25 protein-coding genes and 1 pseudogene are annotated in these 26,936 nt (G+C 47.7%); 10 read left to right on the forward strand and 16 right to left on the reverse strand.

The window, feature by feature from the left end; translation table 11 throughout:
- Positions 1–72: 72 nt before the first annotated feature.
- The 6 genes from AC3G2T_RS13015 to cysC all read right to left on the reverse strand — a co-directional run bounded on the left by AC3G2T_RS13015 (position 73) and on the right by cysC (position 5,565).
- On the reverse strand, positions 73–363 hold the full coding sequence (locus AC3G2T_RS13015; RefSeq protein WP_474682866.1) for a hypothetical protein: 291 nt from the start codon (positions 361–363) through the stop codon (positions 73–75).
- The gene (locus AC3G2T_RS13020) at positions 356–967 is read right to left on the reverse strand and encodes a chorismate pyruvate-lyase family protein (protein WP_488435720.1); all 612 of its coding nucleotides are present in this window, start codon (positions 965–967) and stop codon (positions 356–358) included. Before AC3G2T_RS13020 ends, AC3G2T_RS13015 begins: the two co-directional genes overlap by 8 nt.
- A 24-nt stretch (positions 968–991) precedes the next feature.
- On the reverse strand, positions 992–2,014 hold the full coding sequence (locus tag AC3G2T_RS13025) for a bifunctional 3-deoxy-7-phosphoheptulonate synthase/chorismate mutase (RefSeq protein WP_488435721.1): 1,023 nt from the start codon (positions 2,012–2,014) through the stop codon (positions 992–994).
- 57 nt (positions 2,015–2,071) lie between these two features.
- The gene (locus tag AC3G2T_RS13030) at positions 2,072–3,328 is read right to left on the reverse strand and encodes a phenylacetate--CoA ligase family protein (protein ID WP_488435722.1); all 1,257 of its coding nucleotides are present in this window, start codon (positions 3,326–3,328) and stop codon (positions 2,072–2,074) included.
- Between the two features lie 85 nt (positions 3,329–3,413).
- Positions 3,414–4,757, reverse strand: a complete 1,344-nt coding sequence (locus tag AC3G2T_RS13035) for a phenylacetate--CoA ligase family protein (RefSeq protein WP_488435723.1) — start codon at positions 4,755–4,757, stop codon at positions 3,414–3,416.
- Positions 4,758–4,950: 193 nt separating this feature from the next.
- Entirely contained in the window at positions 4,951–5,565 is a 615-nt protein-coding gene (gene cysC, locus AC3G2T_RS13040; RefSeq protein ID WP_474682861.1) for an adenylyl-sulfate kinase, read from the reverse strand.
- A 185-nt stretch (positions 5,566–5,750) separates the two neighbouring features.
- On the opposite strand from cysC, the gene AC3G2T_RS13045 reads away from it, so the two are divergent.
- From AC3G2T_RS13045 to AC3G2T_RS13060, 4 genes are read left to right on the forward strand one after another with little or no spacing between them, the layout of a single operon-like run.
- A complete protein-coding gene (locus AC3G2T_RS13045) occupies positions 5,751–6,662 on the forward strand; it encodes a DUF4915 domain-containing protein (RefSeq protein WP_474682860.1) in 912 nt (303 codons plus the stop codon).
- 5 nt (positions 6,663–6,667) lie between these two features.
- On the forward strand, positions 6,668–7,192 hold the full coding sequence (locus tag AC3G2T_RS13050; protein ID WP_474682859.1) for a hypothetical protein: 525 nt from the start codon (positions 6,668–6,670) through the stop codon (positions 7,190–7,192).
- 38 nt (positions 7,193–7,230) lie between these two features.
- Positions 7,231–8,046, forward strand: coding sequence for a hypothetical protein (locus tag AC3G2T_RS13055; RefSeq protein WP_488435724.1), 816 nt, complete (start codon positions 7,231–7,233; stop codon positions 8,044–8,046).
- A gap of 30 nt (positions 8,047–8,076) precedes the next feature.
- Positions 8,077–8,307, forward strand: coding sequence for a hypothetical protein (locus tag AC3G2T_RS13060; RefSeq protein WP_474682857.1), 231 nt, complete (start codon positions 8,077–8,079; stop codon positions 8,305–8,307).
- Between the two features lie 82 nt (positions 8,308–8,389).
- Here AC3G2T_RS13060 and AC3G2T_RS13065 read toward each other — a convergent pair whose 3' ends face one another.
- From AC3G2T_RS13065 to AC3G2T_RS13080, 4 genes are all read right to left on the reverse strand, one after another.
- A complete protein-coding gene (locus tag AC3G2T_RS13065; RefSeq protein WP_488435725.1) occupies positions 8,390–10,168 on the reverse strand; it encodes an AMP-binding protein in 1,779 nt (592 codons plus the stop codon).
- A 21-nt stretch (positions 10,169–10,189) separates the two neighbouring features.
- Positions 10,190–10,690 carry a PIG-L family deacetylase gene (locus tag AC3G2T_RS13070; RefSeq protein ID WP_488435726.1) on the reverse strand — a complete coding sequence of 167 codons (501 nt, stop codon included), beginning with the start codon at positions 10,688–10,690 and terminating at the stop codon, positions 10,190–10,192.
- Positions 10,687–10,863, reverse strand: a complete 177-nt coding sequence (locus tag AC3G2T_RS13075; RefSeq protein WP_474682854.1) for a hypothetical protein — start codon at positions 10,861–10,863, stop codon at positions 10,687–10,689. Before AC3G2T_RS13075 ends, AC3G2T_RS13070 begins: the two co-directional genes overlap by 4 nt.
- A 277-nt stretch (positions 10,864–11,140) precedes the next feature.
- Positions 11,141–11,938 (reverse strand): alpha/beta hydrolase, encoded by a 798-nt coding sequence (locus AC3G2T_RS13080; protein WP_488435727.1) that lies wholly within the window; start codon positions 11,936–11,938, stop codon positions 11,141–11,143.
- 268 nt (positions 11,939–12,206) lie between these two features.
- On the opposite strand from AC3G2T_RS13080, the gene AC3G2T_RS13085 reads away from it, so the two are divergent.
- Positions 12,207–12,836 carry a hypothetical protein gene (locus tag AC3G2T_RS13085; protein ID WP_488435728.1) on the forward strand — a complete coding sequence of 210 codons (630 nt, stop codon included), beginning with the start codon at positions 12,207–12,209 and terminating at the stop codon, positions 12,834–12,836.
- A 93-nt stretch (positions 12,837–12,929) separates the two neighbouring features.
- On the opposite strand, the gene AC3G2T_RS13090 is transcribed toward AC3G2T_RS13085, so the two are convergent.
- Positions 12,930–13,430 (reverse strand): DUF421 domain-containing protein, encoded by a 501-nt coding sequence (locus AC3G2T_RS13090; protein ID WP_488435729.1) that lies wholly within the window; start codon positions 13,428–13,430, stop codon positions 12,930–12,932.
- A gap of 766 nt (positions 13,431–14,196) precedes the next feature.
- Between AC3G2T_RS13090 and AC3G2T_RS13095 the strand changes: the two genes are divergently transcribed.
- Positions 14,197–15,582, forward strand: a complete 1,386-nt coding sequence (locus AC3G2T_RS13095; protein WP_474682850.1) for a TcaA NTF2-like domain-containing protein — start codon at positions 14,197–14,199, stop codon at positions 15,580–15,582.
- Positions 15,583–15,737: 155 nt separating this feature from the next.
- Here AC3G2T_RS13095 and AC3G2T_RS13100 read toward each other — a convergent pair whose 3' ends face one another.
- Complete coding sequence (locus AC3G2T_RS13100) at positions 15,738–16,964, reverse strand: MFS transporter (protein ID WP_488435730.1); 1,227 nt, start codon at positions 16,962–16,964, stop codon at positions 15,738–15,740.
- A 68-nt stretch (positions 16,965–17,032) separates the two neighbouring features.
- Complete coding sequence (locus AC3G2T_RS13105; RefSeq protein ID WP_488435731.1) at positions 17,033–18,181, reverse strand: serine hydrolase domain-containing protein; 1,149 nt, start codon at positions 18,179–18,181, stop codon at positions 17,033–17,035.
- Between the two features lie 171 nt (positions 18,182–18,352).
- Between AC3G2T_RS13105 and AC3G2T_RS13110 the strand changes: the two are divergent.
- Positions 18,353–18,623 (forward strand): annotated as a pseudogene (locus AC3G2T_RS13110) (Lrp/AsnC family transcriptional regulator).
- Between the two features lie 100 nt (positions 18,624–18,723).
- Here the strand turns inward: AC3G2T_RS13110 and AC3G2T_RS13115 are convergent.
- Positions 18,724–19,272, reverse strand: coding sequence for a pyridoxamine 5'-phosphate oxidase family protein (locus AC3G2T_RS13115; protein WP_474683028.1), 549 nt, complete (start codon positions 19,270–19,272; stop codon positions 18,724–18,726).
- Positions 19,273–19,477: 205 nt separating this feature from the next.
- Here AC3G2T_RS13115 and pdxR point away from each other — a divergent pair, with 205 nt between their 5' ends.
- From pdxR to AC3G2T_RS13130, 3 genes are all read left to right on the forward strand, one after another.
- Positions 19,478–20,908 (forward strand): MocR-like pyridoxine biosynthesis transcription factor PdxR, encoded by a 1,431-nt coding sequence (gene pdxR, locus AC3G2T_RS13120; RefSeq protein WP_474682847.1) that lies wholly within the window; start codon positions 19,478–19,480, stop codon positions 20,906–20,908.
- Positions 20,909–20,984: 76 nt separating this feature from the next.
- Positions 20,985–22,007, forward strand: coding sequence for a helix-turn-helix transcriptional regulator (locus tag AC3G2T_RS13125; protein ID WP_488435732.1), 1,023 nt, complete (start codon positions 20,985–20,987; stop codon positions 22,005–22,007).
- 144 nt (positions 22,008–22,151) lie between these two features.
- On the forward strand, positions 22,152–22,946 hold the full coding sequence (locus tag AC3G2T_RS13130; RefSeq protein WP_488435733.1) for an SDR family NAD(P)-dependent oxidoreductase: 795 nt from the start codon (positions 22,152–22,154) through the stop codon (positions 22,944–22,946).
- A gap of 142 nt (positions 22,947–23,088) precedes the next feature.
- Here the strand turns inward: AC3G2T_RS13130 and AC3G2T_RS13135 are convergent, their stop codons facing one another.
- Complete coding sequence (locus AC3G2T_RS13135) at positions 23,089–24,657, reverse strand: S-layer homology domain-containing protein (RefSeq protein ID WP_488435734.1); 1,569 nt, start codon at positions 24,655–24,657, stop codon at positions 23,089–23,091.
- Between the two features lie 136 nt (positions 24,658–24,793).
- On the reverse strand, positions 24,794–26,917 hold the full coding sequence (locus AC3G2T_RS13140) for a hemoblobin-interacting domain-containing protein (RefSeq protein WP_488435735.1): 2,124 nt from the start codon (positions 26,915–26,917) through the stop codon (positions 24,794–24,796).
- Positions 26,918–26,936: the final 19 nt, after the last annotated feature.

Below are 26,936 nucleotides of genomic sequence, written 5' to 3' on the forward strand. Positions count from 1 at the left end.
ATGCAAGGAAGCAGCCGCTGCATGAAGGTCTTTTACTTTACCGTTGACTGTTTGATAGGAGTGCGACCAGGGTTATTGTGCAGCTACATCATTATTTTTCTCCTTTTTGGCTTTGTTTCCCTCCTTCTTTGCCTTTTTTTCTTCCTTTCTTGCTTTCTTTTCTTCCTCTTTTTCTTCCTTCCCTTTCTCCTTTTTCGCCTTTTTTTCTTCCTTCTTGGCTTGTTTTTCTTTCTTCTTAGCTTGTTTTTCTTCCTTTTGCGCTTGTTTCTCCAGGCGCTGCTGCTCTTGTTCTTTTTCTTTTTCCTCTTTCCTTACTTGCTTTTCCGCTTGCTTCCGCTCTTTTTTCGTTGTTTCGTCACTCATGATTTATCCCTCCGATTTTATTATTGAAAACTTGTTTCAAACGATGTCTGACGATGTCAGGATTAAAATATTCAAGCATCTGAATTCCCGGTGCAAGTCCGAAATAAATCGCGTATTTCTTGTACGGGACTTTATTGCGCAGGTCGGGAAACCGAAGCTGAAGCGAATTTTGGAACAAATCGACCGCTTCTTCCTCGCTTTTAAGCCCGGAGTCAACTATCTTTCTGAACGTTTGCAGACCAATAGAGCTGATTGATTTTCCAATCCCCTCCTGCCGGTGCGCTATCTTCTCAAACAAAGTAGGCGGCACATGCTTCGAATCTACAAGAGCAATATTGTGAGATACAATAAAATGGCTCTTATCGCTTATCAGAATAGATTCCCTTATATAATACGGAGCGCCGGAGGACTCGCCCTGAGGATCGGCATGCTCTTCATTCATTTGCTCTTGCCGAATCACAGAGACGAGCATTTTTTCATTCAACAAAGTTTCCAGCATATCCGTCGTCCGTCCGTCCGTTTCCAGTAAAATATCGAATATCAATCCTTGCAAAAAATCCAATGCATACTGCGAGTCCTTGTCGATATTATTAATGTCTGTCATACACTCTCCCCCGTTGATTTCCCATCAATGATACAAGCCCGAATCGCGAAGCCCTTTCCAGAATGTGTTAAACTCGTCAATGTTAATTTGCTGCTTCGCATCTGAGAGCGCGACTTGCGGATTCGGATGCACCTCGACCATAATCCCGTCGGCACCCGCAGCAAGAGAAGCCTTCGCGCAAGAAAGCAGAATATCTTTGCGGCCGCTGGAATGGCTGACATCCACAAGCACCGGAAGATGTGTCTCCTGTTTCAATATCGGAACCGCGGAAATATCGAGCGTATTCCGGGTCCATTTTTCAAAGGTACGTATACCGCGCTCAATCAGCATGACCCGGTCATTACCGTTAAACAGGATATATTCCGCCGCAAAAATAAACTCCTCCAATGTAGCGGAGAGGCCGCGCTTCAGCAGTACGGGCTGTTTGGTTTGGCCGACGGCTTTCAGCAGTTCGAAGTTCTGCATGTTGCGGGCGCCAATCTGAATAATGTCGATATAGCGGGCCGCCGTATCGATTTGCGAAGGACTCATAATTTCGCTGATCGTCACCATTCCGGTTTCATCAGCCACTTCCTTCATAATTTTCAAGCCTTCTTCGCCCAGCCCTTGAAAGTCGTACGGAGATGTTCTCGGTTTGAACGCACCTCCGCGCAACAACGTAACGCCGGCTTTCTTCAATGCGGCCGCAACCGTCAATAGCTGGTCTTTGGATTCGATGGAGCAGGGACCGGCGACGACAACGTGCGAGGAGCCTCCGATTTCGGCACCCTTGACACGGATGATCGTATCCTCGCTCTTATGACGGCGACTAACGAGCAGCTTGCGGCCGGTCTCAGCATCCTTGTTCCCTTTCGGAATTGCCAGGTTATGGCCCGCGAGCTCGTTCAGCAATTGTTGGTCGCCAATCGGTTCCGCGTCCGACATGCCCTGGCTTTTCTTTTCTTGAACGATTTCACTAGACATGTGAGCCCGTTCGCTCAGCAAATGGAGCAATTGTCGGTTAATCCCGTCGTATTGAGATATTAATTGTTGCAATTTTTCGCTCATGACGAACACTCCCTCCTTTTCCTCCAATGACTGTAACCTTTTCCGCCCGCCGGACTCCTAGCCTTGTGCGGATGTACCGCCAACGAGCTTTTGGATGTATACCGGCTTTGTCGACGGAGCGTTATTTACAAGCCCGACACGATCGAGCAGCGTTGAGTCGGCAATAATTTCTGCGGTGACAGGCACCTGCAGCTTGCAAGATAATCGGGAACGGATCTCTTCTTCCGGCCATTGTCCGGAATCATGCGAATCAAGAAGAACATGCAGCCCTTTTTCTTGCTCCAACACCTTCCAAGCATCAGGAGCAGGAGACAGCGAGTACACGGCTTCTTGGATATCCAAGGCGTCCAGAATGGTACCGCCGAAACGGATTCGATCCTTGCTTCTGCCGTAATGCACCAGCTTGCCCGCCGTTCGGCCGCATGCACACAAGGAAGGCTCGACAGAGATAATGTCTTCATTAAAGTATCGCAGCAGAGGAGAACCCTGATGGGAAAGCGTTGTAATCGCCGCAAACCCTCTCTCTCCTTGAGCGGCAGGCCCTGAACCGTCTTCACGCAGCACTTCCACGAAAAAATCCTGTTCCGCGATATGCATCGTGCCGTGTTCGCACATGACGGCAATATTGCCGGTTTCGGTCGAGCCATACATATTATATACAGGCACGCCCCACAGCTTTTCTATATGCTCCCTGCGCTTGCCGCTCATCAATTCGCCTGCGACGCAAATGGCCCGCAGCGCCGGGAAATCTTGGTTCGAAGCCGAACCGGTCAGACGCGCTGTCTCGGCCAGCAGTTCCATCTCGCGCGGGAGCCCCGCCAACACAGTGACGCGAAGACGCTTCATCAGATTCAGCACTCTGGGGTACGGCGTGACGACGGTACGTCCGCTCGCGGGAACGATGCCCGCTCCGCACTGCCATGCCGCCTGCTGCATTAAGAACGCGGGCAGTGCCAACGCGTACGGAAAACGAATCAGCACGAGATCCTCCGCTGTCAGGCGGACACCGCATTTTTTCAACTGTCTTCCGCCGATTCTCAGATCCTCCCGAGTGAACCAGGAAGCGGAGGGCTCTCCGGTCGTACCGGTTGATTCGTGGTATTGCGCAACCTCTTTCATGTCGACGGCAAGATGACCGAAAGTGCCGGCTTTCCGGAGATCTTCTTTTGTCGTCAACGGTAGTGTATGAATGCGGCTCAATCCAATGTTATTGAGGTTATATCCCGATAATTTTTCCTTGTACAGCGGGGACTTACCAAGGCGCACTAATAAATCCTTGAATTTTCCCTCCCACTCCCTATGGTTGCAGGTCATAACGGCACCTCCTCTCGGCTTGACACGGCGCATCCGGACTGCCGGAGCGAATCCGGAACCGCTTGTTCCCGGCCGTTTGTCCGGTCTAGTTGAATATTCGGGTCGCTTTGCCGAATGTACGAGGGATGTCGTGCCTGATTTCCACTTCGCAATCGATCCCGATCCGATCGGCCATATGCTTTCGGATTTTCGCAGCCAACTGCTCGTCGCTTAATTGGGTCCGAAACGGCTCGGCTTCAATCTTAAACACTCCTTGATTCAGCTTGAAGTGATACCACATGCCCACATCGGGGATTTCCAGCAGGAATTGTTCGAGCAGGAACGGCGAATAGTCATCATCACCCAGATGCAGCATGCTTTCCATTCTGCCTCTCAGGTGCAGGACGTCCATGGTGATGCCGCAAGCGCACTTGGATTTTTGCAAAAAGCCGATATCCCCGGAGCGGTAGCGCACCATCGGCATTCCTTCGCGCAGCAGCGTCGTCACGATGATTTCTCCGGTTTTGCCATAAGGAAGCCGTTCTTCCGTAACCGGATCGATGATCTCCACTTTTACATGTCCTTCCATCACGTGATATCCTTTGTGCTCACTGCATTCAACAGCGACGCCCCCGCATTCGGTCGAGCCGTAGAAGAACGATACTTCGCATCCCCACCATTTTTCCAGCCGTTCGCGGAAGGTGTAGGAGCAGCCTTCGCCGGTAAGCAAAATTTTCTTCAATCGGATGTCTTCGCCTATTTTTATACCGAACCGCTCGCTTTCTTCCGCCAAAAGCGCCGCATAGGAAGGGGTCGTAGCGAGAACCGTAGCTTGGTATTCCTTCATCAATTCCAGCGACTTATCGACGGGAGCCATGTATCCGCCTTTGCCGAGCGACAGTACCGCCGTTCCAAACGCAAATTGAAACAACCGCTGAAATCCAAGACCGGGCAGGGCAAACTCATACGGCAGCGCGATTGCCGCCACATCCACGTCAGACTCTTTATACAGTTCCAAATATTTCGGCAGCAAGTCGTATACATACTGGTCGGCTAACGTGTAGGAGGTATAAATCGGTTTCCCCGAAGTTCCGCTTGTGAGGTGAACCTGACCGATTTCTTTCGGATCAACGCACAGGATCTTCCGCTTATCTCCCCGTATAACGTCTTTCTTCAACAGCGGCACAGAAGTTAATTGCTCCAGATTGTCGATTTTCGGTTCCGTGAAGCCCGCTTCCTCCAGCTTCGAGCGGTAATACTCATTCCGGTTCCAGATATGGGCAAGCGTAGCGTTAATGGCTTTCAGTTGATAATCTTCTATCCGCTGCCGAGGCAGCTTTTCAATGGTTTTTCCTTCATCATCCAATTGCTTGTAAAAATGTTTGAATTGCTCCAAATGGGATGAATGCTCGTCAATGGAAACCGACATCTTATGGGATTGCAATTTCATAAAATTCCTCCTGTCCATTTTCACTGGAGACCTCCGGCATCGCCATTCGGCCTTGCCGGCTGGAAATCAGTACCGCATGCACGACTTGTACTTAATGGTAGACTACTAACAAATTTACAACAATCACCAGAAGCCTAATAACCTTACATAATGAGAAAATCGTTACAGATGGCGGTATGCGCCAGTCGATTGATCATTCCGGGCTCTCTTTGTACAGATAGTTATGGCATTTTAAAAAATCCAGAATCTGAGCAACGGATTCGCTTACCGTTTGCCTATCCGATTCTATGACGATCTCCTGCCGGACCGGAGGTTCATATGGTGCGGAAATGCCGGTAAACTGCAGAATTTCACCTGCTCTCGCTTTTTTGTACAGTCCCTTCGGATCGCGCCTTTCGCATTCGTCAAGCGAGCACTTGACATAAATCTCTATAAAATCTCCTTCGCGAAAAATTGACCGCGCCATGTCGCGATCCGCTCGATAAGGCGAAATGAGCGCTGTAACGGCCACAATTCCCGCATCTGCAAAAAGACGTGCCACTTCCGCGATTCGGCGAATATTCTCTTTGCGGTCTTCCGGGCTGAAACCGAGGTCTTTGTTCAAACCGTGACGAATGTTGTCGCCGTCCAGAACATAAGCAGGACAATTCAGACGATAAAGCGCCTTTTCAATTGCATAGGCTAAAGTTGATTTTCCCGACCCGGATAGTCCGGTCAACCACAACACACAGCTTTTGTGCCCATTCAGCCGGCAGCGGTCATCTTTTGCGATATGGGATGGGTGCCACGAAATGTTTCTTTCCGACAAGTTCTCGCCCTCCCCCACACTCCTTTTTCCCGATCACTCTATTTATGAAATGCAAGAAATACAGATTTGACTCAGACAAGTGTATATTCTTTATAAAATAAGCATTTCATCCAATCGCCGTCCGAAGATCCTACATATCGTAACAAATATGAAACTATCGGAATCATGAGGGAGGGACCATACTTGTGCTGCTATACGGATTGGAGAAAGATCAAGATTTTCAATATCTCGATACGAAGCTCCTGGTAAGCTGCCCGGCCAGCGGTCCGGATGAAGGAGGATTATTTTTACTTGATTTTAAACAGAATTGTTTGAAAAAGCTGTACACCGCCAACTGTATAGGAATGGCATGGGTAAATGACCGGCTCGTCGTTACGACCGGCGACAACCGGATCATTGCTTTTGACCGACAGTTTCAAATCATAGCCAAAACGAAACACCGGAAACTCGACTTTCATGGCGTCGCGAAGCTGAATGATAAGGTCGTACTTGTCGTGGAAACGGCGATCAATGCAATCGGCTGCTATGAGGTCGATACATTCATGCGAATAGGAGAAATTCGATTCAATCCGGCAGACAAAGATATTCATCATATCAACGACATTTGGTTGGAAGGAAATACTTTATACGTTTCGATGTTTTCTCCCTATGACAGATGGTACCTGGACCCGGTAAAAAAAACCGGCGGGATCGTCGCTATCGACTTGACCGGCTTTCACCTCCAAGAACGTACCGACGTAGACCCGGCGAATCATGTCGCCGTCAGCGGTCTGTATATGCCGCATACGGTTATGGTGCACAAAGGCCAACTTGCTTATTGCGACTCCATGTCGTTTTGCGCCGTTGCCGGAAACAAGACGAAGATTCAAGTGTCGGGCTTTACGCGCGGGCTTGCAATAACGGACGATACGGTCTTCATCGGACAGAGCAGAATGAGGCATGTTCTGCGAATACCGCATGAGTTCTCCAATTGCTGCCTGGACGGCGGAATCTATGTATACAGTCCCGAATTTAGAATCTCCCGTTTTGTATCGCTGCCTGCGCAACAGGTATACCAGATTCTCGTAATTCATCAGGACTTTCCATTGGGAGGCTAAGAGAAATGTCAAATGACAGCAAACTTAAGAAGGAATTCAAGGAAGCCAAAAAACTCCATAATAAAGGTGTAGACGGAGACAAAAAAGCGGTGAAACATGCAAACGAGGGGCTTACCAAGCTCCGCAAGGCAGATCCCGACAATGCGTTAATTGAAGCCTATTACGGCAGCTCTATGGCTCTATTGGCACGGGATGCCTCTAAACCTTTGGACAAAGCGGACAAAGCGCAAGAAGGACTGGATGCACTGAATCGGGCCGTTGACTTGGATCCGGACCACAAAGAAATTCGGCTGTTACGCGCGAACGTCTGTCTGCGGCTGCCCGAATCTTTTTTTCATTGCTCGGAAACGGCGATCGAGGACTTCTCCTTCCTTCTTGACCGCTACAAAGAAGATTCCGACTATCTTGCCCCAAAGCTCGCTCGGGAAATACTGCAAAATCTGAGTACTGCCTACAAAAATGCCGGAAAACCGGACGAAGCGAATGCGGTCTCGCAGCAGCTCGCCCAAATGAAATTTAGAGAAAAATGACGGATAAAAATCACAACGCGCAGAAAGGAAGGAATCCATTGACAAACCTGGACCCAAAGAACATGGAAGTACCAACCGTTAGTGTGAGTACTGCATTGCCCGGTCAAAGGCCCGTTGATTCCGCCACATTCGCCGATAGGCTCGACCAGATCATCCTGACTTACAAGGAAGGCGTGGATGGCAGTGCAGCCGCCGTTCAGGAAGCCAATCGGCTGCTGGAGCAGCTGCGGCTGGATCATCCGGCCCAGCCTCTTGCCGACGCTTACCACGGCAGCACAATGATTTTAATCGCCCGGGATAAAACGAAGCCGCTGGAGAAGCTGAAATGGTCGAATAAAGGCTTGAAGCTTCTCGACAAAGCGGTAGCCGACGCCCCGCGGGACAGCCTGATCCGGCTGCTTCGCGGCAAGGCCTCGTACAATCTTCCGGAGAAGTTTTTCCACCGGACGAAGACGGCGATTGAAGATTATACTTTCGTTATCGATCAGGAGATAGGCCAAGAGGGCGTGCTTGAGGACGAAGGGGTATCACAACTACTCTATGAGCTCGGCGAAGCGTACTGCAGGATCGGCCGAAACCAGGATGCGGCGAAGTGCTGGAGAAGATTGGAGAATCAAACGAAAGATCCGGAAATGCAGCGGCTTGTTAAGCAAAAGCTGCAGTCTCTGGAAGGCAAACCGGCGGTTGAAAACATCAAAGCCACCGACAACTCCACATCGATAATGATATTCGCCACCCAAGTTGTCGGAACCGCACTCCAAGGCTGGGCGGAAAAGGAGCAGGAAAAAGAAGCTCGCCGGGAACGACACAGGAGGAGAAAGGAGCAGGAAAAGAAGAAAAAAAGTCGGCACTAGGAATCTGTCCGATGAAAGGAGGTGAGATCCATGTCCAGTTCTCGAAAACATCGCCACAGTCAACTTAGGCAGCAGACCAAACATCTATTCAAAACTGCTCTGACAAGCGGTGCTAACAATATCGGCAAAGAACTTCTGGAAGCGGTGAACGATGTAAATCAACCGTCCGATATTGTTTACGAAAAACTCTTCACTGCCCTGAAAACCGGCGCCTTTGCGGCCGGCCTAGAGCTTGTGAAGGAAGGATTTCGATCGCGTTGAAGAGATCAATTCGCCTAACATGGGCATACTGAAAGGCCTTAAGCCTGTTGAAGGCTTAGGGCCTTTTCGCGTCATCCTTATTCTATTCCCCGCTGCTTTCACCTTTTATACGCTGCAGCAATTCCGCCGCTTTTTCATTAAGCGGCTCGCGGGAGAGCGCCTCGTTCAACGCATCCACAGCCATGGCCGGATCATCCGTCTTCATATAACATTCGGCGAGGGATACCCATACTTCAGCCTCGTCCATCCCTTGACCGATGCAGTAACGGAATTCATCGATCGCATCAAGAGCGCTTCCTCCAAGCATATCCGGCGTATTTAACAATCTGGCGCCGTTCATTCTTCTGGCGAGCGGCAGTGCCGGATCGATTTCGAGGGCCGCCGTAATCTCGTTTTCCAACGCCGAGAGCAGCTTGATTTTGTCCGTCATGCTCCAAACGGCTTCGATCAGGCGTCCATATGCCGCAGCCAGCCAAGCGTGCGCTTCCGCGCTGCGGGGACCCAGCGCCACCGCCTCTTCGAACAATTTTCGCGATTCCTCGTACATGCACAGCTTAAACTTGGAGTACCCGCGATTAATCAAGTCGCGCAGCAGAATGGCGCTGATTGCTTCGGGACCGGCGGTTTCGGTTTCGCGCTTGCATATATAGACCGGATTGTTTTCCGATGCGTGGCGAGTGAGTTCATCCCGGTTTAGGAGCGCACCGACAGCGATCTCAACGGTTACCGGTACCTTGAGCATTTCGGACAGTGAAGCCTGAATCCCTTCCGCCGACCTTTCGGCATAATGCCGCGAATCAAAAACCATATGAAATCCGTTCTCCCGCTGAATCGCTTTCCAAGCTTCAGGCACGGGGGTCAACGAGTATATGGCGTCCTGGATGTCCTTTTCGTCCAACACGGCCTCTCCGAATTTAGTTCTATTCTCCAGCCGGCCGTAATGGACGAGCTTGCTTCCGGTTCGGCCGCAAGTGCACAAGCTGCGCTCGACGGAAATAACGTCTTCATTGAGATAACGCAATAACGGCGAAGCTTGATGAGACAATGTCGTGACCGCAGCGATCCCTCTCACACCCGGCGCAGCGGGACCTGAGCCATCCTCCCTCAGCACTTCAACCGCAAAATCTTGCTCTGCGACGTGCATCACGCCATGCTCGCACATAGCGGCCATATTCGCAATCTCGGCAGAACCGTATATATGGAATACGGGTACCCCCCATTGCCGCTCTAAATGCTCCTTCCGCCGTTCGCCCAATAATTCTCCGGTTACGCAGATTGCCCGAAGAGACGGGAAATCCCCGCTTGGTTCAAAGCCAAGCAAGCGCGCCGTCTCGGCCAACAATTCCATTTCCCGCGGGATTCCGGCCAGGACAGTAACGCCCAGGTGCTTTATGAGTTCAAGCACCCTGGAATAAGGCGCATTCGTGCTGCGCTCGCCCGCGGGAACGATTGTCGAGCCCGCTTGATAGCAGGCTTGGTGCATCAGGAATGCGGGCACCGACAACCCATACGGAAAGCGGATCAGCACAACGTCTTCCGCGTTCAAGCCGACGCCGCACTCTCTCATCCGTCTTCCGCCGGTTTCCAGATCCGCCTTCGTAAACCAAGCGGCTGACGGCTCACCGATCGCGCCGAACGATTCGTGATATTGCGCCGCTTCTTTCCGGTCAACGGCAAGACAGCCGAAAGCGCCCGCCTTCCGGAGCTCGGCTTTTACAGTAATCGGCAATTCGCCGATCCGGTCCAATCCGACGTCCATCGTGCTCCATTCCGCCAATTTTTGCTTATACAAAGGCGAGTTCATTAAACGAACCAGTAATTCGCCAAATCTCCGCTCCCGCTCCTGCTTGTCGTTGGACATAAAAAACTCTCCCTTCAGAAATCATCGCACCTGCCTCATGCTCTCAAACCGAATGTATTTTTTCAGCCACCGAATATTTTGACTTTTATAGTATTTTAAAAGCTCTTTTTTCTTTTTTAATATGTTTTCATCCAGCTTTTTTTTGGATCTGTCGAACACATACAAGTTTTTATCGACCAATTTATGAACAAGCCGCGATAGCGCGATATGCTGAGTATGTCCGTATTCGCCTTTCAAGTTATGGGTAACTACTTTTTTAACGGCTTTCCGTGCCAGCACCCCGGCTAAATCCCTCTTTAAACGTGTTCCTTTAAAATCGCCGTCCCATTGGTCTTTGTACTTCCAAATTTCATACTTTGCATGAACCCGCTTCATGACTTTTTTGAATTCCTTGCGTCTTATTTTGTTATCGCCGTTCGTCACACAAATAACAAGCCAGCCTTTCTCCCGGATCAGCTGCGCGCCGCCAAAGATCGTTTCATCATCGGGATGCGCAACGATCATTAATTTATCGTAGCTCACTTTCCGCTCATCTCCCGCAGCTTTTGCTTATATATTCCGCTAATTTTATTAGCTACTATAGAAATCCCCATATTTCGTGCGATAATGTTTCTCAAGTCCTTGCGCCAAGACACTCTTTGACCTTTGGAGTGCAGACCGTTAAGAATCGCCTTGGTGATATGCTTTTCATCCATAGGCAAGTACCCTTACACCTTGATCCTTCAATATTTCCCTCCCCTTCGCCTGAATGGAGCCAAACAGACTAAATTCCTTCATTATTAATAAAGGATGAATGGAAGGGCCGGAAAGAAACGGCCTATGACCATGCTCTTGCAAAATGTACATTGATCCGCGGCCGCTGCTACCGCAGCCTATGTCGAGAGAATGCTTCGATTCCTGCGCAGCCGGCATTCGAAAACAAAACCGCACCCTTGGATTAGGGTACGGTCTTGGGAAAGCTGCCTTGCATAATTATCCGTTTGTTTCATCGCGCTTATTTGTTAATGGCAGCCAGGCCAGCACATCCTGGATCGTTTTATCCCAGAATGCCCAATCATGCTTGCCCGGCTCTTCCGCATATGTAAAATCCAGAGCGGATTGGCCGAACGCTTGTTTCAATTCGACATTATGATCATAAAGAAAATCTTCCGTCCCGCAAGCCTGATAAAACTTAGGCCGTGCACCTTCCATTTTCTCGCACTGCCCGATTAAATGATACAGGTCATTTTCCGTTCCTTCCTGCGAACCTTCCCCGAAAATGAGCTTGAAGAGCTGCTCCCGGTGCATCGTTTCCCGAAATTTCGCAGTCGAGAAATTAGCGGTGGACAGCCCGGCGGCGGCGGCGAATTGATCGGGCTTGCTAAGCGCCCATTTGAACGCCCCGTATCCTCCCATGGATAGGCCGGCTACAAAATTATCTTCTCTCGCTTCGGACAAAGGGAAGAAAGAGCGGGCAATCACAGGCAGCTCCTCCATAAGGAAGGTGCTATACTGCCCTCCATAAGCCATATTGGAGTAGAAGCTTAAATGAACCTGAGGCATCACGACGGCGAGTCCGAGCTCGGAAACGTACCGCTCGATCGAAGTGCGGCGCAGCCAGATGGTATCGTCGTCGGAGGCGCCGTGAAGCAGCCATAGTGTAGGGTGTTTATCCCTGTTCACGACGCCGTTCATGCCGATTTGCCCCCGGGTTTGCTGAGGCAGAATGACAGTCATCGAAGTGCTTAAACCAAGAACTTCCGAGAAAAAATTACATTGCAATAATGCCATTTGCATTTGCCACCTTTCGCTTAAATGTGGTGAACCTTTGTAAGCCCCTATAGCGAGACCTCTTACAAAATACTTCCGGAAAAACGGTTGGAGATTCATGACCAGTATAAATCCAACTACCGATTGATACAAGCCGGCGGCCGAGGACATGCCGATATCTCCAAGGGTCGATGGAGTCTCCTTGCAAACGGCAGTAAAGTTCGCTAATCTGGTAATAAAACGGATGAAGTCCATGTTCTTACACATGGGAAAAAGAGGAGTAACAATCATGAACCGATTCTATTTGGTTGAATACGCGGCCGGCGCCAAAGGATGCCCTTACTACTTAAGTGGGCGCTTCAATATCGAAGAATACGAGTGGGATATTCACGATCCCGGTTCATATGATGGCGAGATCAAGCAGCAATATATTTTTGACGTTACCGACGGTTTGCTGGACGAGGTATGTTTCGACCTATATGACCCTGGCAACACTCCTCATGTTTCGGAAGCGTTTATCGAGCTGTGCGAAAGCTTCCGGGTGAAATTCCGTACGATCCCGCTCACAATACGGCTCCGGGGTTCGGAATCGGCAAAAAAGAAGTACAGTTTGTTCTTGCCGTATCAGCATGAAAGCTTGCTATGTCGAGAACAATCTGAATTTTGTGAAGAAACCGATTTGGAAACAGGCGGCACGATGATCAACCGTTACTTTCCCGAGCATCCCATGTACGCCTGGATCAAGCAATTCTCGGTTAGACCGACAGAGGCCCATCTGTTCAGGTGCATTGAACTGCATCAGCTCGTCGCAAGCGAAGCGTTTCGGGATGAGGCGTTGCGCAGAAATCTTCAGGGCATCCGGTTCACCCCGATCGATGATAAGTTCATTTACGACCCATGGGGAGATCTTGGAGCGTAATTCAATGTAATGGCGTCGACCCGACTGCAAATAAATCGGAACTCATCTTCGAGAAAAGACATCGTGATCACATCACGAAACTTTCCATACACTTTACTGCCTCTTGATACTTTCAAGATCCTGCCAAGTTACGCTTCGGTATTTCCTTTTCTTGAGTACCGACAGCGTTCCGTTCAGCTCCAGTACCGCGAACTCGACCTGCTCGAGTTCGAAAATTCCCTTCCCTCTCAATCCTTGCCTTAATGCTTCCATCGAGTATTTGTACTTCTTCATCTCCTCCTGCAACAGTACGCCGTCCTTAATAATCACGATCGGCTCTCCGGAAATAGCGGCGTCTGCCTTCTTATTGTGCAGCGATATTCTCATCAGCGCATACCCAATTACACTGATGACGAACAAGCACAAGATGAAATTCAACAAACTGATCTTGATATTGAATGCCATATTACCGCCGATCGTCCCGATCAACATCGTAAGCACGAACAAGTGGTACGAGCTCTGCGCAATCAGGCGCATGCCGATCAACTTCGTGTACAACCATAGCCATAAATAAGCAAGGATCGTTCTTATTATAATCTCTAGGGATTCGTTCAAGTTGTGACCAGGGCCCCTTCGTTCTTCGAGTTGAGAGTTGATGATTCGCGAAAAATCCACCTTTTACCACTATTATTGCTAGGGAGATGTTGCTTTATCCATAAGCCGGATGACTTTGTCATAATTGTCGGCTCGCCGTGGCCAAACATGCTATGGGATGGTAATCAAGCACCTGATGATGTTTTAACCGGTCAAGTGATTGACTCTTATCAAGCAGAGTTCAGCTTAATTTTGTTTTGAGGCGATAACAATACAATATGTTGCCGTTACTTACGGTACGGTTCTCCGAACTGTCTGAAACGGCAAGTTTTTCTTTAAATAACCACCTACTGATTTTTGACTACCGGTACCCATCATTCATCAATTGTTGGCAAATAAGCAAGATCATATGAATAAGCGGGTACCCACTCCGTGTAGAGTCGTTTCCATATGTCCCAAGCTGAAACTGGCTGCGCATCCACTTTCTCATACTTTCTCTCTTTCCCTTGTCCCCCTAGGTAGAACAGCGCTGCACCGGTGAAAACTTCAAACTGCTCATTCCGATATAGCCGAATTAATTAAAAAAAGGTGACTATTTACCATGAAATTTCCAAATACGATGATGCTTAAGGCCCTTCTGTGATTCATGTATCACGTCTTCTATCGATAATTAGAGGTAAAATTTGTATTTATGTAGAATTATGTTGAAATAGAGTTCGGACACATCATTGATGCCGCTTACTTATGAACTTGATAACAACTAAATAAGAAATATGGAGTGTGTATAATGTCTGAAACAAGCGTGGAAAACGAAACAAACAAAACGATAATGGAAGCAGGGTCAAAACCGGAGGCAAAAAAATCAAAAATGAAGCTTATCATTATCCTTGGCTCGCTTCTTGTTATTCTGGCAGTGGGCTGCGGAATCGCCTATAACCTCGTGAAAAACTCGAAGCACAAATCGTTGGTCGATGAATACAATAAAAATTTTGAATCGATCGAGACGGCTAGCTCTGCGTTCAAAAAGCAAGTGGAGACGCCTCCTGCCGACAAAAAAACGCTTCAGGAAATTATTGCTTTTTACAAAGACGCTAAATTAACGACCAATTTTGAAGCCCAAGTGAAAGAATTGAACAGCAACCCCAAGTACGCTTTGTTGACAACGGAAAAGAAGGACTACTCCAGTCTTGACGTGGAGAAGGCAATCACAGAGTACAATGATCGGTCGAAGGATATCAACAAACTCCAGAGTGTCATACAGCGGAGTGATAACATGGATTCGGAAATTAAACAATTAGCGAAACCCGATGACGATTTCTATCTCTTTGATAATAAAATCAATGATCTCATCAATAAAAACAATACCCTGAAGGATGAAGTGCTGAGCGTGGTTTTAGCGGCAAAATTAAAGGATGTCCAATCCAAGTTCGTCGATGCCTTAACCTATCGCGGCAAATACCTGACGGAATTACTAGCCGCCAATGAGGCTGAGGACTCTTTAAAATATTTGGTAAAGGCTTACGAGCGCAATATCTCAGAAATGAACAAAAACAAACAACTGGCACAAGTGAATACGTATTCTTATTCATATATCAATGAAGCCTACAAGGCAGCCGACAACGCAGAATCCAACAGAAACTTTTTAATAAAAAGGGAAAAAGCGCAAAAAAGTCATGCAACCGAAGCGGCTAACATGCTGGCTAAATATATAGAACTAATGGGTACCCAATCAGCAGATCTGTCCAAAGGAGCAGCAAATCCCAACCCACTTCCAGATAGCCCGCCTCGATCATCCGGCGATGAGTTAAAAGCAAAAATGATCGTCGAGATTTATTTAGCAAAAAGCATGTGGGCACTCAAAACAAACAATTTCTCCGCCGTCAGTTCGTTTTTAAGCGATTCGAAATACAAAGAACAAAGTGAATACATGAACTACCTGAACAACAAAGGGATTAAAGAAACAATGACTCTCGCAGAGGCTAAATCTGCCGAAAAATTGGACGATTCCAGCTTCAAAGTCACTACATCGGAGAAGTATAACATCACCTATGATGATGGAAGCCGTAAAACAAAGAGCTTTACTTCCAAATATAAAGTTCTGAAAACTTACGATAACGCATTCCTAATCGAGGAATTACTCGAAGCTAAAGAAACGGAAAGTATCGACAACTAAGCAACTAAAGGGAACCATCACTGGATGTGAGCGCTTTTACCTTAAAAGGCAGAACCCTCTTTACTTAAGGGTTCTGCCGTTCTCAACAATCAGATTAGTTCTCCAGAGGAACAATAAGGGATGCAATGATACCCAAAAGAACCTTCTCTAATGCTTTACAATAGAGCCTCCTCCCGCCGTTCTCGTTTGGATGCCCCTTTTTCCTTTATACCTTTGGAGTTAAAGAAAACAATTTTTATGACAATACAAGCAAGAGCCAACACAATAAAAAGCAAGCCGCTCCATATGGTCCCTTTCACGCCTGCAAAATCAATAAACATCCCGCCTGCTGCCGAACCGATGAACACGCCAAGATTGATGAAAGAAATATACAGTCCGGTAGCAAATTCAGGCGCTTCGGGAGCCTCGGATGTTAACCATATCTGCGTTATAATGAGCCCGCTGGTATGAACCGCTCCCCACAAAACCATGATCAAAATAATAGGTACTATAGACGACGTTTCTCCTAAGTAAAGCAAAAAGTAAGAGAGCGCTAATACAATCGGTTGGAACACAGTCGTTCTTGCCATATTGATTCCAATCAGTCTCCCCGCGAGCAAGTTGCCGGCCACCCCTCCAACGCCGAATACGACAAGCATCACACTGACGGTCTCTCCGTTCATACCCATCACTTGCTCCAAATATTCGGCAGAATAACTATAGACTGAAAACATGGCCGCGAATATAAAAGTTGCAGCGCCGATATTGATCCAAAGGGGGATTTTACGCAATATACCGAGTTGCTTCCCATAAGTTACTTTCTCCGCTTTCGGCGTTTTCGGAAGCATAATGGCGATCCCGATACCAGCAGCGATGTTGACAAGGGTACAGAATAGAAAAGCGGCCTCGAATGAGAATTGATGCTGGATATAGGTTGTTACCGGAATTCCAAGTACCATGCCCATACTGGTCCCGACAAATGCTTTGGCGGAAGCTTGCGTCGCTTTTTCCTTAGCATACAGTGAAATAGCCGTGACAAAAGCCAAAGAAAAATAGACGGGATGGAACAAAGCCGGAATCATGCGAAGCGCCAGCAAAACATAAAAATTCGGAGCGTAAGCTGACAATAAACTGCTCCCGGCAAAAATGAACAAACATGTCATCAACACATTTTTGCGGTTAAGTTTGGAAAGCAGCAATACCATAAAGGGACCAAACAACGCGATGACAATCGCAAACGCGCCAACGAGCATCCCGGCCTGAGATGTACTGATGCCGTAGCGTTCAATGATTGCCGGCAGTATCCCGACAACGCCAAATTCAATGGTGTATACGCCAAATAAACCCAGTGCAATGAAAAATATAGGGTTAATGGTCTTTTGAACAGAACTGAATTGAACCAACCTCTCCACTCCCTTGTATAAAAGAGCCTGGTCCGGATCATACCGTACTAGGCTCTTGAACGCATTCTTTATTGCTTGATTCCGTCGTAAACGGCTTTGCAGAGATCGACGGTAAACTGGCCTGACATGCCTTCCAGCGCGGTATTGGTAAATGCCACAACGCTGAGCTTCCGCTCAGGATCAACGAACCACGAATGGCCGTAGGTCCCGCCCATCCGCCAGGTGCCCGGCGATTCCGGCGTGCCTGCGGCGGCAGGATCCTTAAGCAGCGTAAATCCAAGACCGAAGCCTCTGCCAGGCCAATAAGCCATCGGCAGATCGCCGATCTGGTTTGTCGTCATTTCGCGAACCAGCCGCTCAGGCAGCAGCGGCGTTCCTCCTTTGCGCAATGTTTCCAGCAGCCGTAAAAAGTCTCGGGCGCTTCCGACCATGCCGGCTCCGCCGGAAGGAAAAGCCGATTCGTCGAACGCCCGGCTAGGGGCAAGCCGGAAACCCGCCGTGCCTTCCACGAATGCCACGCTGTCGGGATCATACATAGTCCGCGGCACAGGAACATCATTGGCATAAGCAACGGTCAGCCGCTCCGGGTCAACAGCAGTAAACCCGGTGTCATTCATGCCAAGCGGTTTCAGCACCAAGGAATGAACGGCTTCTTGAAGCGGCATTTCAGCAACCTTGGCGATAACGGCACCCAGCACATCGGTCGCGATCGAATATTTCCACTGAGTGCCTGGCGTGTAAAGGAGCGGAACGGAGGCAATACGGCGCAGGTTCTCTTCCAATGTGATGCCGGCCTGGTCCATCCCATCCGACACCCCTGCACGGTGATAGGGACCCTTCTCCTCCTGAAAGAAACGGTAAGTCAGCCCCGCCGTGTGAGTCATTAAATGCCGAATCGTGAGCTCCGCGATTTCGCCGTTTTGCAAACGCGGCTGAAAGTATGGAAGCCATCGGTCTACGCGGTCGTCTAGCTGGAGCCGGCCTTGCGATACGAGTACCAAGGCAGCCGTTGAAACGATCGGTTTCGATACGGAGGCAAGCCTGAACAAGGCATTTTCTTGCATCGGATTGTTCCTCTCACGGTCGGCAAAACCGGCAGCACCGTTATAAACCGGCACTCCGTCTACCGCCACCTTAACAACAGCGCCAACCAGCCGATTATCGGCAAGAGTACGCTCGATAACTTCATCTATGCTTGTATCCAAATTCTTACTCAACTTGCATCATCCTTTCTCAATAGTTAAAGCCTTGATTACTTTACTATTGTAAGTTTATTATAATTATTAAGTTCAGTGATTTACATAAAGCATTCAAGTTATATCTACCCTAAAACAAAGAAAAACGAGTTAGTTGATGAGAAAATCCTTAAATTTAAAGGAGCGATTTCGATGGACCCTATTGATAAACAAATCCTGTATTATCTTCAAAGCCAGGCAAGAATTTCAATGACGGAATTAGGCAAGTGTGTCGGGTTATCGCAACCCGCACAACTATTTATTGAAAGTAATGACTGAGTCCACACGATCACTCGAAGATTTTGGAAATCAATGCGATAAATACGGGACCTACACAATCCTCATCGTAATGTCATCGCCAATCGAAACTAAGTTTCTTATCCCTTCGCTGGAAGAGGCAAGCGTACTTGCCGAGTTAGAATAATGCGGCTCGGCACCATAAACATGCACTGAAGGCCGCCGAAGTAATCGGCGGCTTGGTTATATGCCATTCAACTATCGTTCCGTTAGCTAGTATCTTGTCGTTAAATCTCTCTTCCGACATTCATGACCGTTCTATACATTTTTTCTGCTTCAATTGGACTTTCTTTTGCCGTCATATGGTGCGGAATAACACGGCAAACTTGAACCGGTCCGCCGAACACAGCCGACCTATACTTGTCCACATGCTGCTTCGACAAGGGGCGGTTATAATAGCCGGGTACGTATTTATTGATCATTTCCTGAAGTACATGGGTGGCTTCATCCAAATCTGTGATTGGCTCTGCTTGTCCAAATATTATTACGCTCATATAAGCCGTATCCGTTTTGGCAGGAATCGGGTCCGTGATGGTTCCGTATTCCTCACATACTGTAAAACATACCTCTGGATTTTCACTCATGACATGATTACGTCTTCCATCTCCAGCCCCATGAAAATAGAGCTTCCCCTCAGTCCATACATAATTAAGCGGTACAACATAGGGGAGGTTTCCATCAACCAACCCAAGATACCCAATTCTCGCTTGGTGAAGGAAACTTTCAATTTTCTCTTGATCCCGGCATTCCCTGTTCTTGTAACGAACCGAATCCATTTCGAAATCTCTCCTTTCACTCATAAGATATTCATCCCACTCCAATTGTCTTAACTCCGATAGTGTTCTAGAGTGTGTCAACGACCAGATTGCAAATACCAGCGTTATTACGGTAGTATATCAATGAATGGATTGTGTTAAAACATCCAAACATCTCAATAATGAACAATCCATAATGATTGGAGCCTATTTGGAGGTGTGTACGATGATGAAAGTAATTCGCAATGATAAGAGACCGATCTGGCAGCAATTGCTTGATCAAGCGATTCATAATATTACTAGCGGAATCTGGGCGCCAGGAGAATTGCTGATTCCTTCCCGCGAACTTGCTCACATGATAGGTGTCTCTCGCTCAACGGTACAAATCGTCTATGAGGAATTGCTAAGTCGAGGCTATACGGTTACATCTCGCCGAGGAGGAACGCGGGTTAGTAAATGGACGCAAATCACAGAGTCAACGAAGAAAATAATAACAGATGGCCCCCTCCCCCCTTCACTTCCCTTGTTGAACTCGGCTGTCGATCATTTACATGACTGGTTCATAGGCAAAGAACAGCGAGAAGTGGATATTGATTTTAGTCCCCATGAACCCTATTTGGATGGAAAATTTCAAAAGAACTGGCGACAATCGCTTTTCCACGCATCCGCTGAAATGGATTTATCAAGTTGGGCTTACGGTAATCCCTATGGTTTCACACCATTGCGTGAGCAAATCCAGCGTTATTTATCACTTGAACGAGGCATCCATATCCAAACAAATCAGATTCTGTTGACCTCCGGAGCTCAGCATAGCATTGACTTAATCGCACAATCGCTTTTATCTGATGGGGACACTGTCTCTGTAGAAGATCCCGGTTTTCCAGCTGCCTGGATGGCGATGAAATATCGGCGCATGAATGTGGTACCCGTTCCCGTTGATGAGTATGGCCTAGTGGTTGAGCAAATTCACCCACAATCCAAACTAATCTTTGCGACCCCTTCGCACCAGTGCGCGGTCGGGGTCGTTATGTCGGAGCCGCGTAGGCAACAATTGCTGCATAAGGCTGCTCAAGAACAATTCTGGATCATTGAAGACGATTATGATAGTGAATTTCGATATCGTGGGGAGCCGCTTCCCACGCTGTTTAGTCAGGAACCTAATAATACCTTGTACCTCATGAGTTTTTCTAAAATGATTGCTCCGGGCATTCGTATTTCGGCTATCGTTGGATCTGTCGAGGCAATTGCTCAACTAGCCAAGGTACAGGAGTTGACTTACCGTCATCTTCCGATTATGGATCAGCTAACACTAACCCACTTCATCAAGAAAGGGCATTTTATGCGCCATATGAGAAGAGTCAGGAATGTGTACCGACGAAGACACGAAGCCATGACAAAGGCTATTATGGCTAGCGGTTTAGGGGAGCGATTCACACTAAGCGGAGTAGAAACGGGATTGCATGTGTTACTTGAAGCTGAAGAATCATATGACGAAGAAACCGTGACTAAGCTTGCTCTACAACAGAGAATACGCGTATACCCTCTTGGACCCTATTGTTTGGAAAGCAAACGAAAGGGATGGGTGTTGGGGTTTGCAAAAGTAGATGAAGCATCTATTGAGCAGGGGATTCATCGTCTTGCGGAGTTGATCTTATAGGGCCGTCTTCAACAAGCAAGAGTATTCTTAAGTGTACTTAAAATTCGCCGTAATTGGTTAAAGGAGGCCCATATGTATGAAATCTCATACCTCTGACCGCATTAAAATCCCGCCGGGATTTTGGGCGGGATTACGTCAACTAGGGATTGCCGCTCACGACGTAGCTCGCAAAGCACGACTGCCGCTCACCATTATTACAGAACCAGTTGTTACCACCGTCCAATATTTCGCAATCTGGCAGGCTTATTCCGATCTCATTGGCGACCCTGCCAAAGGAATCATCCGGCTTACCACCGCCTTTGAAACAGCGAAATACCCACCGACCGTCTTAGCGACTTACCATGCTCGTGACTATCGCGACGCTCTTAACCGAATGGCCCGGTACAAACAACTGTGCCCCCCGGAAAGCTTACGAATCACCGAGGAGGGCGAGCACTGTACAATCGAATTGGAATGGCTGCATACCGAGCAGCCCGGTCCGCCAATGCTGGTTGGTATCACACTGGCATCTCTCTTAGAGCTTGGGCGCCGGGGCACAGGTCAACCTTTGACGGCGCGATCCGTCGAATTCTCGCACGCAATGGGCGATGTACAGGCACTTGAAGCTTACTTCGGGTGCTGTATCCGGATTGGCGCAACATGTAACCGGTTGACGCTTCATCGAAGAGATCTGGACCGCCCCTTTGTCTCGTACAACGAAGAGCTGCTGGAGATCCTGACTCCTGCACTGGACCGCTCATTGGATGAACAGCAACGCAGCCGCTCAATCACCGAGACGGTCAAGTGGATCATGAAACGCAGCCTAACAGGAGGGCGACCCGACGTTCAGGCTATCGCGAGCGAGTTGGGAATGAGCGATCGCACCTTGCAGCGCCGGCTTACCGACGAAGGCACGAGCTTCAAGCATCTGTTGACACAAGCTCGGCATGAGCAGGCACGGGAGTACTTGGCAGACCCCTCGCTCGATATTAAAGAAGTGGCTTTCTTGATTGGATATGCGGACCAGAACTCGTTTTACCGCGCCTTCCGCCTTTGGGAAGGTGATACTCCTTCAAATTGGCGTTCTGAACATTTCGGAAGGACGGCTATGAATGCCTAACCAATTCTACAGAGAGCTAATATTTACTAAGATTCATCATTTGGCGGGTTATACAAGAACTTTGGCGCAGTACGCTAGTTACTGAACCATCCGGACAAGGTAATATAATCTCTATCCGGAGTAATTTAAAAGGAGCAATGTTTTATGGATATGGGATTAAGCAATAAAACAGCTTTAGTTACAGGATCAACGAAGGGGATTGGTAAAGCAATTGCCATTGAACTTGCCAAAGAAGGTGTTCATGTACTAATTAATGGACGAGATTACGAAGAGGTAGAACGAACTGTAAATGAAATGAAGTCGGATTTCCCGGCTACTTCTCCTCAAAATGCTGCAGCCGATATTGTGGATATTGGGCAAAGAGAAGCTTTATTTGAAAAATACCCCAACATTGATATCTTGGTTAACAATATGGGTATTTATGAAATTATGCAATACGAGGACGTTGACGACGAAATATGGGAAAAATACTTCCGTACTAATGTTCTCGCCGCAAACGGATTATCTAAATTTTATTTACCTAAAATGTTGAAAAATGATTATGGCCGCATGATCTTTATTGCGAGTGAAGAAGCAATTATGCCTTCAGGACAAATGCCTCAATATTGTATGACAAAATCAATGCTGTTATCATTGTCAAAAAGCTTATCTAAATTAACAATAGGAACAGAAGTAACAGTCAATACGATCATGCCAGGACCAACACTCTCCGAAAATGTGCATCAAATCATTGAGGGTTTGTACCCTAATGAAGATATGACTTTTTCAGAAAAAGAGAAGAAATTTATGACTACAAACCTGCCTCAATCTGAAATACAGCGATTTATCAAGCCTATTGAAATAGGTAGACTAGCTGCATTTGTATGTAGTCCTTATGCATCCGCATTTAAAGGTTCTCCAATCCGTATGGACGGGGGAATGGTACCGACTATTTATTAACATTTTTCTATTTCCAATCTGACTGCTGCGGGAGAGTCAGGGACAGGATTTACATGAAAAAGCCCGGGATCCCGCGAAATATTTTCGCGCAGATCGACCGGGCTTTGCTTTTGCGTGCAGAATCATTTCAAGTTCATTTACTTTACTTGCTCTTGTAGGCCAACATGTTTAGCAGAACCGTTACAGCCTCTGCTCTTGTCGTTTTATCCGCAGGAACAAATTCGTTCGTACCTTTGCCTTTTATAATGCCAAGTTTTTTCATTGCTGCCACTGCGCCTTTCGCCCACGCCGGAATGTCCTTGTCGTCCGCGAAGCCTGTTGCCGTACTCTCTTCGATAGACTGGCCCAAAGCGTTTGCGATCATCGCTGCCATCTCAGGGCGTGTAATTTCAGCGTCCGGACGGAAAGAGCCGTCCTCATAGCCTTTAATAATGCCTGCTTGTACCGCTTGCGTGACCGCTTTCTGCGCCCAAGTACCGATCTTCGCGGTATCGGAGAACGTCAGCGCCGCTCCTTCTCCTTGCCGCTTCAACGCATTCATCAGCATGACCGCAAATTCCGTGCGTGTCACGGTATGATCCGGCTTAAACGTGCCGTCCGGATAACCGCTGACGACTCCGGTGCTTACCGCTTGCTTGATGCCCGCTTCCGCCCAATGTCCGGATATATCGCTGAAGGTAATCGTTGGCGGCGTATCTGCTGCCGCTTGTCCTACAGCGAATACCGCATACTTCGTAAAGTGATCGACCTTTACGGTGATAGTATTGCCGTTCACCTCGCCGCCAACCTCCACCCAGGACTGCTTCGCTTCGTCATAATAGAAGACGGAGGGCTTCTGATGACCCTTCAAGCTTTTCGGATCGAAGGTAAAGGTCAGCGTGACCGGCTTGCTGAAGTTCTCCGAGAAATTTTTCAAAATTTCGAAAACTGGGCTGGCCAGAACGTCTTTATTCGTTAGAAGCTTTTGAATGTCCGACAATTTTTCTATCGTTAATTTCAGTTCTTTGCCCGAAGCATCGGCAGGAATATAGATCGTAACCGCATCGTCCAAACTAACCTCGCCTATTTTACCTGCGGGAAGCGTTAATTTACCATCCTTTGAGGTAACTTTGTCGCTGCTTTGGGTCGTTGAACCGCCGCTGACGCCGCCACCACCGCCACCGCCACCAATGCCGCCTCCTGCCGGTGCGACGCGGTTCACCGCAACCGTATATGGCTTCTTCGATGTGCCGTCCTGCGCTGTCACTACGATGTTGATGAGGTTGATTCCTACGTTCAGATTGATCGCGCCGCTTGCAACCGCTGCACCGTTTATTGTCATCGCAGCGTTGCTATCGGACACGCTGGCCGCTACGGTTATGCTGGATACAGCGTTATCCACACTAGCACTGTAGGAAGTTTTGTCGGGTGCGAACGCAGGAGTCAGCGTACCGCTCGACAGCGTCAGAGCGCTCAAATCCGCATTGCTGCTCAGTGGTGTCGTCGGTGTCGTCGGTGTCTGTGCTATTACATCAAACTGTTTAGTATCCACCTGACCCGCTTGTCCGGCAATAACGGTATAGGTACCTGCCGGCTCATTGCTTCCCAATGTAAAAGAGTCTGAAAATTGTCCGCTCGTTACCTTGGCGATATCATAAAACACCGTGCTGTTGCCGGGACGAAGCACCTGAATAATGACTTCGCTTAAAGTGGTTGTGCCTGATATCGTCACTGAACCGCCCGGTTGCATCGATGAAATGGGATTCACGGAAATCGAAGCGCTGGCTGAAGCAGCGATTGGCACTAACCCCAAGCAAAGACTGAGTATTAAAAGCAAACTAAATGTTCGAAGCTTCATTTTCTCGCCCCTAGTCATTGTCATTGATATAGTCAATCAGTTTTAGATCATATTCGGTTCGCGTCACTTCTGTAGCCAAATTCAAGCCAACATTCGTCGGGTCATTATTAAATTTATTCACCACGAATGCCCGGACGGTATAATTAGGATTCGTTGCAGCGTCTGTTACATTGAAATTGGCTGAATACATTCCTGTATTAACCTGTAAATTAGAAGCTACAATACTAACCGGCGTCGTTCCGTTCATTAATTCGAAAACAACCGATTGCGTTCCTGTAGTAGAATTAGTACCCACATTATTCAATATATTTACCTTGGCCGTAATTCCGTTGTCCGTAGTTACCGCCGGCGCAGTCATATAAAATAGTTCAGACGATTTACTGGCTCGGCCACTAAAATATTTAGTGCTATAGCCATCCGCATTGATCAGAATTTGGTAATTACCTCCTTCTTGAAAAACACCTTTGTTAATCGTAAGCCTGCCTGCAGCCAGAATATATTCTGAACTTTGAAGTGGTCTGGCAGCTCCGCTGTTGGAAATAATTATGTCTCTAACATTGCTTCTCCATTCAGCGTTATCATTGAACAAAAATTCACTTGCTATATCGCTTAAGAAATATCCTGTAATACCAGGCGTGTTATAAGCAATCACTTGGTCAATCGCTGCGTTCCGTGCATTATCGCCCAAATCGCTTAATGCGTTCGCGGCAACTTTTACCTGAACGGTGCCGCTCTTTTTCGCGTCATGAAAGAAAATGCCGATGCCAGTCCCTTGGATAGTCACAACATCCTGCGCGTCCAAAGGGGAGCCGTCAATCGTAATTTGATCTTTTAAGTGCGATACCCCATTAACAATGGTTCGATCCACTAAACCGCCAACCTGCCAGTTCATGCCCATCCTCAACCAACGGCCATCATACGAAATGCTCCCATTTTCGAATATTAACGCTTGACCAGGGTAAAAGTAACCCGCGTTAACATTATTCTTGAGAATGTTCCCGGATGCATCTTTAAAAGAATTCGCATTAAATTGAAACATATATTGATAACCAGTTATCAATGGCGCTGCAAAATGAATGGTTGCCGTTTTACCCGAGAATGTCACAGTTGCATCTGAAGGAATGCTTCTCCACTGCCAGTAGGTAACATTGCCAAAATACTGTATTCCTGCTATAAAACTCGCAGCATCGCTTCGGGCATTCTGCACATCTTTATTAAAAACCAGAGTTAAATCTTGATAACTATTGGTTAAATAGCTGCTTAACAATTTAAGCGCCATCGTATCTTCGGTTATTGCGCCTCCTTGAAGCATAGGGGTTACCGCATTGTCATTAAGAACATTTCCGTCAGTGTCCTTAAGAGCGCCGCCAATTATTTTAATTTGGTTAGTCGCTCCTGAGAGGGCCGTTGCAAAATCGATGACCAGCTTTCCGGAAACAATGGACACCTTATCGTCTGTGGTCAATTCTGTCTCAGTATTCGTATTGGCGCCATCTTTCAACAAGCGAATGTAATTCTTTAAGTTAGAGATTCCCCCGGAATTGGTATTATCAATAACATCTTCATGAAAGCCAATCGTCACTTCGTGATAGTCGCTGCTAATTACTGCGGTTTGGATGACCGGAGGGGTGACATGCAGAGTCAACACATCATTAAGGTTTCCTGCCGCATCCTTCAGCGTGCCGCCGGCGATTTTAATCAGCGTTTTCGTACCTAGTATGACTTTCACTTCATTTTGGGCAACCAAGTAAATTTGAGTTTGACCGGCAGGGCCCGTACCCGGAGGTGATACAACAATCAGTTCCGATAGCGGTACAAAGTTTACTCCGTCAATCGCTATACTCATGTTCTTTTTCAAATAAACAGCATCAGTCACAGTGCTATCAGTCAAAGCATCTGTATTATTAATTGAAATAGCTTCATTAAAGTTCAAATATACATTATTTCCGTTATTAGAAGTAGAACCGATATAAGCAGGCGGGGTAAGATCAGGATTCGGCTGGGCAGATGCAGGTGAAGAAAACGAAGCTAATACCATCAATCCCAGCAATAAATGAATGGAAACCTTTTTCAGCAGCACCGTATTGACCCTGGCCGCTCTGTTTAAATGCTTCATGATACTTGTTATACGCATAGTGCTTCTTTCACTCCTC

This window comes from Paenibacillus sp. sgz302191 (assembly GCF_057749925.1).